At 53.6% G+C, this 12910-nt stretch carries 6 protein-coding genes, 1 tRNA gene and 2 rRNA genes; 2 read left to right on the forward strand and 7 right to left on the reverse strand.

All coding sequences use genetic code 11. The annotated features are described in order from the left end of the window. Nucleotides 1–4 precede the first annotated feature (4 nt). The 3 genes from MKY12_RS28540 to MKY12_RS28550 all read right to left on the reverse strand — a co-directional run bounded on the left by MKY12_RS28540 (nucleotide 5) and on the right by MKY12_RS28550 (nucleotide 5031). Nucleotides 5–3050: ribosomal RNA gene (locus MKY12_RS28540) — 23S ribosomal RNA — on the reverse strand. A gap of 217 nt (nucleotides 3051–3267) precedes the next feature. Then, nucleotides 3268–3343 (reverse strand) — tRNA-Ala (locus tag MKY12_RS28545). A gap of 127 nt (nucleotides 3344–3470) precedes the next feature. Continuing rightward, a 16S ribosomal RNA gene (locus tag MKY12_RS28550) occupies nucleotides 3471–5031 on the reverse strand. The 16S and 23S rRNA genes sit together here with 1 tRNA gene alongside, the layout of an rRNA operon. Before the next feature lie 426 nt (nucleotides 5032–5457). Between MKY12_RS28550 and MKY12_RS28555 the strand changes: the two genes are divergently transcribed. Both MKY12_RS28555 and MKY12_RS28560 read left to right on the forward strand, forming a co-directional pair. After that, the gene (locus MKY12_RS28555) at nucleotides 5458–6708 is read left to right on the forward strand and encodes an MFS transporter (protein WP_036721068.1); all 1251 of its coding nucleotides are present in this window, start codon (nucleotides 5458–5460) and stop codon (nucleotides 6706–6708) included. Between the two features lie 113 nt (nucleotides 6709–6821). Continuing rightward, nucleotides 6822–8096 carry a molybdopterin-dependent oxidoreductase gene (locus MKY12_RS28560; RefSeq protein ID WP_339311770.1) on the forward strand — a complete coding sequence of 425 codons (1275 nt, stop codon included), beginning with the start codon at nucleotides 6822–6824 and terminating at the stop codon, nucleotides 8094–8096. Nucleotides 8097–8177: 81 nt separating this feature from the next. Here MKY12_RS28560 and MKY12_RS28565 read toward each other — a convergent pair whose 3' ends face one another. From MKY12_RS28565 to MKY12_RS28580, 4 genes are read right to left on the reverse strand one after another with little or no spacing between them, the layout of a single operon-like run. Then, nucleotides 8178–9083, reverse strand: a complete 906-nt coding sequence (locus MKY12_RS28565) for a hypothetical protein (protein WP_339311772.1) — start codon at nucleotides 9081–9083, stop codon at nucleotides 8178–8180. Nucleotides 9084–9096: 13 nt separating this feature from the next. Beyond that, a complete protein-coding gene (locus MKY12_RS28570; protein ID WP_339311773.1) occupies nucleotides 9097–10371 on the reverse strand; it encodes an ABC transporter permease in 1275 nt (424 codons plus the stop codon). Continuing rightward, nucleotides 10368–11093 (reverse strand): ABC transporter ATP-binding protein, encoded by a 726-nt coding sequence (locus MKY12_RS28575; protein WP_339311775.1) that lies wholly within the window; start codon nucleotides 11091–11093, stop codon nucleotides 10368–10370. Before MKY12_RS28575 ends, MKY12_RS28570 begins: the two co-directional genes overlap by 4 nt. A 12-nt stretch (nucleotides 11094–11105) precedes the next feature. Next, complete coding sequence (locus tag MKY12_RS28580) at nucleotides 11106–12845, reverse strand: alkaline phosphatase (RefSeq protein ID WP_339311777.1); 1740 nt, start codon at nucleotides 12843–12845, stop codon at nucleotides 11106–11108. Between the last annotated feature and the right edge of the window lie 65 nt (nucleotides 12846–12910).

Here is a 12910-nt window from a genome sequence, read left to right on the forward strand (position 1 = left end):
AAATTTGGATAAGCCCTCGACCGATTAGTATTGGTCAGCTCCATGCATTGCTGCACTTCCACCTCCAACCTATCTACCTCGTCGTCTTCAAGGGGTCTTACTAATTGGGAAATCTCATCTTGAGGGGGCTTCACGCTTAGATGCTTTCAGCGCTTATCCCGTCCGTACGTAGCTACTCAGCCATGCTCCTGGCGGAACAACTGATGCACCAGCGGTACGTCCATCCCGGTCCTCTCGTACTAAGGACAGCTCCTCTCAAATTTCCTGCGCCCACGACAGATAGGGACCGAACTGTCTCACGACGTTCTGAACCCAGCTCGCGTACCGCTTTAATGGGCGAACAGCCCAACCCTTGGGACCTACTTCAGCCCCAGGATGCGATGAGCCGACATCGAGGTGCCAAACCTCCCCGTCGATGTGGACTCTTGGGGGAGATAAGCCTGTTATCCCCAGGGTAGCTTTTATCCGTTGAGCGATGGCCCTTCCATGCGGTACCACCGGATCACTAAGTCCGACTTTCGTCCCTGCTCGACTTGTAGGTCTCGCAGTCAAGCTCCCTTATGCCTTTGCACTCTGCGAATGATTTCCAACCATTCTGAGGGAACCTTTGAACGCCTCCGTTACTCTTTAGGAGGCGACCGCCCCAGTCAAACTGCCCGCCTGACACGGTCCCCGTACCCGATGAGGGCACTAGGTTAGAACCTAGATACGATCAGGGTGGTATCCCAACGGCGCCTCCGCAGAAGCTTGCGCTCCTGCCTCCACGGCTCCCACCTATCCTGTACAGATCGTACCCAAATTCAATATCAAGCTGCAGTAAAGCTCCATGGGGTCTTTCCGTCTTGTCGCGGGTAACCTGCATCTTCACAGGTATTAAAATTTCACCGGATCTCTCGTTGAGACAGCGCCCAAGTCGTTACGCCATTCGTGCGGGTCAGAATTTACCTGACAAGGAATTTCGCTACCTTAGGACCGTTATAGTTACGGCCGCCGTTTACTGGGGCTTCGGTTCACAGCTTCGGATTGCTCCTAACCGCTCCCCTTAACCTTCCAGCACCGGGCAGGCGTCAGCCCGTATACTTCGCCTTGCGGCTTCGCACAGACCTGTGTTTTTGCTAAACAGTCGCTTGGGCCTTTTCACTGCGGCCCCCTCGGGCTATTCACCCTACCGAGGCACCCCTTCTCCCGAAGTTACGGGGTCATTTTGCCGAGTTCCTTAACGAGAGTTCTTCCGCGCGCCTTAGAATTCTCTTCTCGCCTACCTGTGTCGGTTTGCGGTACGGGCACCTTCTCCTGGCTAGAGGCTTTTCTTGGCAGTGTGAGATCATGACCTTCGCTACTATAATTTTCGCTCCCCATCACAGCCCAGCCTTAACGATGTGCGGATTTGCCTGCACACCAGCCTCACTGCTTAGACGGACATCCATCAGTCCGCGTCACTACCCTCCTGCGTCACCCCATCGCTCATAGCGGATTACGGTGGTACAGTAATTTCAAACTGTTGTCCTTCGACTACGCCTGTCGGCCTCGCCTTAGGTCCCGACTTACCCTGAGCGGACGAGCCTTCCTCAGGAAACCTTGGGCTTTCGGCGGATCAGATTCTCACTGATCTTTTCGTTACTCATACCGGCATTCTCACTTGTATGCTGTCCAGCGCTCCTTACGGTACACCTTCAATCCACATACAACGCTCCCCTACCCCAGGATCGACTTCACTCCAGCTTCGAAGTTCATGTTTATCCCCTGAAAGCATTTAGCCATTCATCCCTTCGGATGGTTCACGGCATCAATGTCAATCTGGATAAACACGCCTCAAAGGCGCAGTGAAGTCGATCCTAGCCATAGCTTCGGTGGTGTGTTTAGCCCCGTTACATTTTCGGCGCAGAGTCACTCGACCAGTGAGCTATTACGCACTCTTTCAATGGTGGCTGCTTCTAAGCCAACATCCTGGTTGTCTGTGCAACTCCACATCCTTTCCCACTTAACACACACTTGGGGACCTTAGCTGATGGTCTGGGCTGTTTCCCTTTTGACAATGGATCTTAGCACTCACTGTCTGACTCCCGGCAAGAAGTAAATGGCATTCGGAGTTTGACTGAGCTTGGTAACCCTTGCGGGCCCCGCACCCAATCAGTGCTCTACCTCCACCACTCCATTCACCGAGGCTAGCCCTAAAGCTATTTCGGGGAGAACCAGCTATCTCCGAGTTCGATTGGAATTTCTCCGCTACCCCCACCTCATCCCCGCATTTTTCAACATGCGTGGGTTCGGGCCTCCAGTGCGTGTTACCGCACCTTCACCCTGGACAGGGGTAGATCACACGGTTTCGGGTCTACGTCCACATACTCATTCGCCCTATTCAGACTCGCTTTCGCTGCGGCTCCGGCTTCTCACCTTAACCTTGCATGTTAAACGTAACTCGCCGGTTCATTCTACAAAAGGCACGCCATCACCCATAAAGAGGGCTCTGACTTTTTGTAAGCACACGGTTTCAGGTTCTATTTCACTCCCCTTCCGGGGTGCTTTTCACCTTTCCCTCACGGTACTGTTTCACTATCGGTCGCCAGGTAGTATTTAGCCTTAGCAGATGGTCCTGCTGGATTCATACGGGGTTTCACGTGCCCCGCACTACTCGGGATCCGTCTCGGAGAGAACACAGTTTAGGCTACAGGGCTTTTACCTCTATCGCGGGCCTTTCCAGACCTCTTCACCTACCATATTCCTTTGTAACTCCATGTGAGACGTCCCACAACCCCAAGAGGCAAGCCCCTTGGTTTAGGCTGTTCCGCGTTCGCTCGCCGCTACTGACGGAATCACTATTGTTTTCTCTTCCTCAGGGTACTTAGATGTTTCAGTTCCCCTGGTCTGCCTCTGCGTATCCTATGTATTCAGATACGAGTAACTGCGAATTACCACAGCTGGGTTTCCCCATTCGGACACCCCCGGATCAAAGCTTGCTTACAGCTCCCCGAGGCAGTTTCGTTGTTCGCCACGTCCTTCGTCGGCTCCTGGCGCCTAGGCATCCTCCGTGTGCTCTTAGTAGCTTAACCAATGCGTTTTCCCTAAGGAAAATCGCTAGTATCGCCATTAATATGAAACTTGTTTACACAAGTTCAGCTTAAAGGAATGTTCTAAAACGCAAATTCGTTTCGGTATCCAGTTTTCAAGGATCAAGTTGCTGTTATTATGAAACAATCACGACTGTGATGTTCGGAATAACAGACGATGTATCGAGTATTTCAGACATAACAAATAGATGAAGTTTGTTGGTGGAGCCAAGCGGGATCGAACCGCTGACCTCCTGCTTGCAAGGCAGGCGCTCTCCCAGCTGAGCTATGGCCCCGCAAATTCCATCAAAACCGAACAAATGGAAACACTCAAGGCTTTACCAAGTAAAGCCTGCTTCAGGAAGCAAGCTTCCTGAAGACTTTTATTTGAATGTCTTCATTGCAGAAGACGATTCTCCATAGAAAGGAGGTGATCCAGCCGCACCTTCCGATACGGCTACCTTGTTACGACTTCACCCCAATCATCTACCCCACCTTCGGCGGCTGGCTCCCTTGCGGGTTACCCCACCGACTTCGGGTGTTGTAAACTCTCGTGGTGTGACGGGCGGTGTGTACAAGACCCGGGAACGTATTCACCGCGGCATGCTGATCCGCGATTACTAGCAATTCCGACTTCATGCAGGCGAGTTGCAGCCTGCAATCCGAACTGAGACCGGCTTTGCTGGGATTGGCTCCACCTCGCGGCTTCGCTTCCCGTTGTACCGGCCATTGTAGTACGTGTGTAGCCCAGGTCATAAGGGGCATGATGATTTGACGTCATCCCCACCTTCCTCCGGTTTGTCACCGGCAGTCACTCTAGAGTGCCCAGCTTCACCTGCTGGCAACTAAAGTCAAGGGTTGCGCTCGTTGCGGGACTTAACCCAACATCTCACGACACGAGCTGACGACAACCATGCACCACCTGTCTCAACTTTCCCCGAAGGGCACCTGATGCATCTCTGCTTCGTTAGTTGGATGTCAAGACCTGGTAAGGTTCTTCGCGTTGCTTCGAATTAAACCACATACTCCACTGCTTGTGCGGGTCCCCGTCAATTCCTTTGAGTTTCAGTCTTGCGACCGTACTCCCCAGGCGGAGTGCTTACTGTGTTAACTTCGGCACCAAGGGTATCGAAACCCCTAACACCTAGCACTCATCGTTTACGGCGTGGACTACCAGGGTATCTAATCCTGTTTGCTCCCCACGCTTTCGCGCCTCAGCGTCAGTTACAGCCCAGAAAGTCGCCTTCGCCACTGGTGTTCCTCCACATATCTACGCATTTCACCGCTACACGTGGAATTCCACTTTCCTCTTCTGTACTCAAGTCACCCAGTTTCCAGTGCGACCTCAGGTTGAGCCCAAGGTTTAAACACCAGACTTAAATAACCGCCTGCGCGCGCTTTACGCCCAATAATTCCGGACAACGCTTGCCCCCTACGTATTACCGCGGCTGCTGGCACGTAGTTAGCCGGGGCTTTCTTCTCAGGTACCGTCACTCCGGTAGCAGTTACTCTACCGGACGTTCTTCCCTGGCAACAGAGCTTTACGATCCGAAAACCTTCATCACTCACGCGGCATTGCTCCGTCAGGCTTGCGCCCATTGCGGAAGATTCCCTACTGCTGCCTCCCGTAGGAGTCTGGGCCGTGTCTCAGTCCCAGTGTGGCCGTTCACCCTCTCAGGTCGGCTACGCATCGTCGCCTTGGTGGGCCGTTACCCCACCAACTAGCTAATGCGCCGCAGGCCCATCCCCAAGCAGCAGATTGCTCCGCCTTTCATTCTCTCCTCAGGAGAAAAAAGAAATTATCCGGTATTAGCTACCGTTTCCGGTAGTTATCCCAGGCTTGAGGGCAGGTTGCCTACGTGTTACTCACCCGTCCGCCGCTAAGTTTGAAAGGAAGCAAGCTTCCTTTCAAACTCCGCTCGACTTGCATGTATTAGGCATGCCGCCAGCGTTCGTCCTGAGCCAGGATCAAACTCTCCAAATTGGTATTTAGAAAGAGCGATTGCTCATTTTGAAACTGACGATTCATTGAATGAATCTTGTAAAAATTAAAGCGTTCCATTTGTTCAGTTTTCAAAGAACTTGCTCCCGGCATTTCAACGTTATGTCTCTTGCACAGGAATTAGATCATATCATTTTATTACGTTTGTTGTCAACTTATTTTTCTTCCGCCGCTCAATTCAGCGTCGATGTCTCATAAGCACAAGAGATAATATATCACGCGCTCCAAGCGTTTGCAAGTCTTTTTTTATAATAGGATTAAGCACTGCTTTTTTTGAGTTAATAATGAATAGTTCGCCGCAGCCTTGCACAAATTGATTCCCATAATACTTCATTTGTCGCTACAATAGAATTTATCTTCGTATCCATAAGATAACTTATTTATTAACTGTTCCTGAAAGGAGTTCAAATGTCCAACAAGACCCTGCCTCAAGCTCCACCCGGCCCTCTGGGGGAATCACGCAATCTGCAGCAGGCTACCATCTACCGTATTTTGCTTGCTGTCAGCTTTGTTCATTTATTCAATGATTCCATTCAGGCACTGATTCCGGCGATGTTCCCTGTACTAAAGGATAACCTGGTACTCTCCTATGCCCAGATCGGCTGGATAGCGTTCGCGCTGAATCTCACCTCTTCGGTGATTCAGCCTATTATCGGCTTCGCCGCTGACCGGAAGCCGCGTCCGATCCTGCTCCCGCTGGGGATGTGCTGTACCTTTGCCGGGGTGTTCCTGCTCGCTTTTGCAGGTAATTATGTATTAGTGATTGTATCCGTAATGCTTGTGGGCTTCGGATCAGCTGCGTTCCATCCGGAAGGGATGCGTGTGGCTCATATGGCTGCCGGTCAGCGCAAGGGGCTGTCGCAATCCATATTTCAGGTGGGCGGCAACGCCGGCCAGGCCTTGGGTCCTCTATTAATGAAGTGGGTATTCATTCCCTTCGGTCAGATGGGTGCTCTCGGCTTCACCGTTATCGCCGCTGCCGGAGTCGCCATCCAGGCCTATGTGGCCCGCTGGTACCGAGAGATGCTGGATGCCGGATACACCTTCCGCAAAAAGTCAGCGTCACGCTCTATCGACCCTGCCCGCAGCAAACGTATTCTGATTACAACGGTTATTCTGGTCTTCATCGTATTCGTGCGATCCTGGTACGGCGCCTCCATCGGCGGGTATTATGCCTTCTATCTAATGGACAAATACGGGATGACGCTGGATAAGGCTCAGATCTATATCTTCATCTATCTCGCTGCCGGCGCTGTCGGCACCTTCTTCGGGGGCCCGCTGGCAGACCGCTTCGGCCGCCGCAATCTTATTCTGGTGTCGATGATCGGGACGGTGCCTTTTGCGCTGGCCCTGCCTTTTGTGAACCAGTTCTGGGCGGCCGTGCTGCTGATCATCTCCGGGTTCATTCTATTATCCAGCTTCTCCGTCACTGTGATTTACGCTCAGATGCTGTATCCAGGCAATATCGGTACGGTCTCGGGTCTGATTACCGGCCTTGCCTTCGGGCTTGGCGGAATTGGCTCTGTCGTAATTGGGCATCTGATCGACACGATCGGAATAGCCACGGTGTTCGTGGCCTGCGGCTTCCTGCCGCTGCTCGGTCTGCTGGCCCTGCTGCTGCCCGGCGACAAGAAGCTGGAGGAATGGGCAGCGGAATAATCCTCTAATCTGGATAACGGCAGAGAATTATTCAAGGGACACTTTTTGCGGTACAATTAATTAAAACTTGAATTAATCACTCTAAGGTGGAGGCACCAGAGGAGGCTAAGCGCTTGAAAAACTTACTTACAACCCTTCGCAAAGGATACGGCAAGAAGCTCGTCTCGATTCACTTGTGGAATGCCTGGCTGGTCTTAATTCTTGCCCTTAGCGGTCTGATGCTGGTTGGCGGCTTCTGGAGAGAGCTGCTGGGTGAGGGCAGAGTGTGGCTGAAATGGGGCCATATCGTGTTCGGTCTGGCACTGTTGATCCCTGTGGTCTACTATCTGCTCCTGGCGGCGAAGCACTGGAAGCGGCTCAAGGGTAAACCTGCGCAAAAAGCCAACGTCCTCTTCGTGCTGACGCTTTTGATCGGCTGGCTGATTTCAGGGGTTGTGCTCTGGCAGTTCAGGCTTGCCGGGCCGAGAGCAGCGAATACTGCGTTATTCATTCATGATCTGCTGACCTGGGTCGGCCTGCCAGTCATCATCTATCACTCCATTACACGGGTGAAGTGGCTGAAGGAGCCCAAGAAGCGCACGATTGTGGCAGAAGCTGTCCCTGTTGAAGAGGCCTCTTCTCCCGCAGGACGGGCGCGGCCTGCGGCTCCTTCTGAAGCCCAGCCTATGTATTCACGCCGCGGGTTCATTAAGGTTGCGGTAGGCGCAGGGCTTGCTGTCACGCTCGGCCCAACTTTTGTCCGCTGGATCGGTAAATCCCTGCAGTTTCCCGGCACAGCCGACTATGCGGCAAGCAATGCCAATGCATTGGTTCCCGATCCTATTCCGCTGGCGGAATCTGCACCTCCTATCGGCGGGGGAGCCGAGGGCAGCTTTCGCGTATATACGGTCACGGCCATTCCCGCGTTCGACAACTCCAACTGGTCTTTTACCATTGATGGCCTGGTGGATAAGAAGCTGAGCTGGAACTGGGAAGAGTTCGTCAAGCTGCAGCGCGAGGTGCAGGTCAGTGATTTTCACTGCGTAACAGGCTGGTCTGTGTACAAAAATACATGGGAGGGCCTCCCCCTCTCGAAGCTGCTCGATATGGCCGGTGTGCAGCCTGGGGCCGTCATGGTCAAGTTCTACTCGGGAGACGGTGTCTATACGGACTCACTCACTCTAGATCAGGCGAGGATGGACGATATCATGGTGGCTGTGATGCACGATGGCAAACCTATCCCCAATCAGCTCGGCGGGCCGGTTCGCCTCGTTACTCCGCAGATGTATGCCTATAAATCAGTCAAATGGCTGAACCGCATTGAGTTAATCAATGAAGATTATGTCGGGTACTGGGAACAGCGGGGATACGATAAAGATGCCTGGCTGCCGGGTGCGAAGCGGGTGTAATGTAGCTTCTGTCCTCTATTTCAGAAAAAACCTCCTTTCCCAATCCGGGATTTGGAGGTTTTTTGGTTCTTGCTTCATGGATCACAGGCTTTTGAAGGAAGCATCGTACAGGCGGAACATGGTTTTGTAGCCGGACTCGTCAATCTTGATTCCCACATCCAGGCGCCCCGAAATTTCCAGCGGACCTGAGGTGTAGCGGAGCTTACTGCCTTCAGGAACAAACACGATCATAATCTTGTTCCAGTAGGTCTCATCCCCATTATCGAACGGACACTCTGCACCCGGTTCGGGAATAAGCAGGAACCAGTTTTTCTCAAAAGAAAGGACCTCACCCATGAATCCCTTAATGGTAACCTGCTGTCCGCTGAGATCCCAGAAGTGCTCTGAGGGCCGGGTCTGATCGTCTCCGTCAAAAAAACCGTTCCAGTCTATGGCCTTATTCCCTGTGGAGGTGGCACTCACGGTAGACGCTGCCTCTGCTGCCGCAGACGGTGACGGTGAAGGGGACACGCTCAATGCCGGAGCAGATCCAGCCTTGACGGGTTCTGCTTCAGCGCTGCTCCCCCCGGTACCCTTAGACGCTGCCGCTGGGCGGGGGCTTTGTACAGAAGAAGAGGCGGCCGGACTCGGCGTAATGGTTACATTCTTCCCGGAGGGCTTCCGGGTAGCCGTTCCAACAGGTGCAGCAGTAAGCGATGGAGACGGCTTGAACGTAACCGTCACCTTGGTCCTGGTATCCGTACCTTTGGATGGAGCAGCGGATGCAGCAACTCCGCCCTCGGCAACTGGAGCAGGGGCCTGCGGGGAAGGGGATGCGGACGACTCAGCCTCCGCCGTGACTTCCTCAGTGCTCTGCGGAGCTTCCACCACCGCCGCAAAGGACTCCCCGTTCCCATTAGCAGCAGTATTCTGGCCACATGCCTGAAGCAGCAGCATACCTGTCACAGCTCCCGACAGCAGAATCAGTCTTCCTTGTAGTCGTATCAATTGAACGTACCTCCTATGATTTGAACAAGGCGAGCGGATGCATCCGGTACATCCTGAAGGCAGGTCCAAGCGAGGACAGCAAACCTATAGCCAGCGCCCCAAGCACAATAAGCCAATGCTCCGTTGTCCAGTGGTAGGGCTCGATTTGAATGCCCGCCTGCGAGAACAGCATGTCCTTGAGCAGAAAAGCACAGAGATGACCGATCACAAGCCCCGCGATGAGTCCGGTTGCTGTTACCAGCAGGCCTTCTGTGGTTAGGGAGAGCCATACGTAGGCCCGTGATTTTCCGAGAAGACGCAGTATTCCGACATCCTTGGTCCGCTCCGAGGCTGCTGCAACGAGAGATAATAGAATCGCAATACCTGCAAGAAGTACACAAATGGCGGTCAGCATCCCCAGCAGCCGGGAGCCCTGATCCACTGCATTCACCACCTCGGACACGGCCTTGCTGGTATACGCCGCCTGGACACCATTGCTGCCATCGAACGCCTGCTTCAAATCATGGGCCCCCAGCAGACTGGCCGGCTTAACCAGCACCGCCGTAATCTCCCGTTCCTCAGGGGACAGCCCGTGTACAGCCCAGGCATAGTCTACTGTCGTAAAGACCGCCCGGTCATCTGGAGTATGGAGTTCTGGAAGAATACCCGCTACCCTGTATCGAAAATCCTCATGGGCATGCCCGGCTCGCTCTCCCGTTCCCTCATCTTCTGCTGCCGCATGTCCTCCTGCTTCTTCGGCCTCATGATCCCCTTCATGCTCAGCCGCTGCGGATTCGTGGTCTTCTCCCTGCACAAGTCCATGCGCCCCCGCAAAGGTATCACCTACCTTCAGTCCCAGGGACCGGGCCACGTATGAGCCTACAATCGTATCACCAGTATCGGCATACATCTTGCCTTCCTGCAGTCTGCTGCCACCGTAACGGGTGAAGAAATACCCGGAATCTATCCCGACAATCGGATAGCCCTTATAGTTGTCGCCCGTAGTCATCGCAAAGGCAGCTTCCACAGACGGGTCACGCCGGGCCTCATCCAGTACAGCGAGCGGGATATTCCCGGTTGGTGCGCCGATATGATAAAAGGTATTGAGTACCAGCTGTGTCTCACTGCCCGCTGCGCCTATGACAAGATCAAAGGGGCCATAGCCTTTCTTGGCTCCCTGCTCTACACTCTGCCGGGACAGGACAAGTAACACAATAAAGGCAACTGTAATCGCCACAGCACACACGGTAAGCAGAGACAGGAACCGCCGGTGCAGCACATTGCGGAGAGTGAGCCGGAACAGACTCATAGCGAAATCCCCTCCTTGTCCACCCCACTGAGCGAAGAGCGCTGCCGGGATAATGCCTCCCGCCGCACTTCATTGATATCCTGAATGTTCAAGCGGCGTGGAAACCGTTCAGCCATATTGAGGTCATGGGTTACCACGATTAAAGTGTGTCCATGCGCCGCGCTAAGCTCCAGGAGCAGCGAGGATATCTCATCGGCAGTCTCCCAGTCCAAGCTGCCTGTCGGTTCATCTGCCAGCAGAAGCGGCGGGTGATTGACCATGGCTCTTACAATGGCAACGCGCTGCTGCTGCCCGCGTGAGAGCTGGGAAGGCAGATGCCTTCCGCGGCCCCCCAGGCCCACCTGCTCCAACCAGCCGTCCACTATGCGCCGTCGCTCCTTTTGCGTAAGCCGGGCCGTCATGGCAATCTCGACATTCTGCCGTGCGGTCAGCGAGGGAATCAGATGGAAGTCCTGCAGCACATAGCCGATAGCAGAAGCACGGAAGGCATCGCGCTTCGCCTCGGTCAGTTCGTGAAGCGGCTGTCCGTCTACGGTAATTCTGCCGCTGTCTGCACGCATGATGCCGCTGATCAGGTGCAAAAGCGTGCTTTTACCGGACCCGCTGGGTCCGGTAATGGCTACACGATCTCCTTTTTCAACATTCCACCGGGGGATATTGAGGATCGGCACAGCTCTGCCGTCCACTTTGAATTGTTTGGTCAAATTCTGAATCTGGAGCAATAGGAGCCACTCCTATCTGAGCACAATGCGTTCGGACAGCGCATCCCAGGTTAAGGTCGTGCCCTTCAACTGGTTGAACGCACTAAGCGGAAGGTAGAGTACGTTGTTATCCACATCCACCGTGTATGCGGCCGCTTTGCTGTTCAGCTTCGCTGTTTTCCCGGTCAGATCGACCTCGATGGTATTCTTTCCAATAGTAAGCTTGGCAGCAGAAGTGCTCCCTGTATAGGTTCCTCCAAGCGCCTTCACCAGAGCCTGAGCCGGATAGAGCACTTCATTGTCGCGGCTGATTTTGAATTTCGGATAAACATATTTCGACTGCAGCTCTGCGGAACGCTTGTTCAGATCCAGTCCCAGTATTCCCGCTCCCATAGTTGCGATCTGCGTATTATCAATCTGCCCCTTCACCTTGTCAGCAATCGGGCCATACGCCCACACCCCAACATCCACCGCAGAGTGGCCGTGACCCGACCAGCCGACCAGCAGGCGCTTGGAAATCACTGCATTATAAGCGCCTTCCCGTTTGTACGAAGAACCGTCGCCGTTCATAATCTGGGTAACTTCTTCATCCGTCAGATCTGTAATCCAGGTGTTTGCCGTTACGATCTTGCGGATCTCTTCCGGTGTCTGCGCGGCTTCAAGATCGGCTGCCAGACTCTCGGAGGAGTGCTTCTGCTTATTCCACAGATCGATGTTGATCTCATAGATATTGTCACGCGAGAGTGAGAGACCGCCTGTCTCATGGTCAGCAGTAACCACCACGGAGGTATTGCCGTTTTTCTTCGCAAAATCAACCGCTGTCTTGAAGGCTGCGTCGAAGTCGAGCGCTTCCTGCACCATAGTCGGCAGATCGTTGGCATGACCGGCATGGTCGATACGCCCGCCTTCAATCATCATGACGAAGCCGTCTTTATCGGCGGACAGAATATTCAGTGCTTTGGAGGTCATCGCCGAGAGGCTTGGAATTTCCGGAGTGCGGTCTGGCGTATAAGCCACATGGGAGTTGCCGAACAAGCCTAACACCTTGGTATTCTTGGAAGTGAGTGTATTTAAGGCTGTGGTATTCTCAACGACCGTATAGCCTTTGGCTTTGAAGTCAGGCAGCAGGTTCTTATCCGTACGTTTGCCCTTCTCATCTTTGGTCAGGAAGAACTGCTTCCCGCCGCCCATGAGCACATCTACTCCACTCTCCAGATACTGTGAGGCAATCGCCGATTCATTGTCACGGTTACGGACATGGGATGCGTATACGGCTGGTGTGGCATGGGTGATACGGGCAGTGGTCACAAGGCCAGTGGCCTTGCCCGCGCTCTCCGCAGCTTCGATTATAGAAGCAAAGGGTCTTGAGACATCCTCATTAGAGACGCTGATGCCCGCGTTATAGGTTTTATGGCCTGTAGCAAATGCAGTACCGGCAGAGGCAGAGTCTGTGACGATCCCGGATACGATTTTACCGCTGTCCTCTCCCCGGTCTGCATATGTAGTAGCTTGTCCCACGTAATATGGATCGAGGTTCAGGTGCTTGACTCCCTTGGTATATTGCTGAAAATATCTTGCCGCAGACACTTGGGCCGGGCCCATGCCGTCGCCGATCAGAACGATAAGATTCTTAGACTGCGCCTTGGCAGCGCCCCCGGAATTAGCCGGGCTCTTGGCCGCACCTGCAAGGGTTGCTCCTGAGACTACGGCTGCCGCCAATCCTCCAAAAATCATGCCCCTCATTAACTTGTTCATCATATACCCCTTCCTCATTGTGACGGTTCTAATCCCAAGCTTACCTTGGAAAGATTAACTAACTGTCAAAATAAGTATGGAGT

The organism is Paenibacillus sp. FSL M7-0896 (assembly GCF_037975415.1).
GTDB classification, from domain to species: Bacteria; Bacillota; Bacilli; order Paenibacillales; family Paenibacillaceae; genus Paenibacillus_AQ; species Paenibacillus_AQ silagei.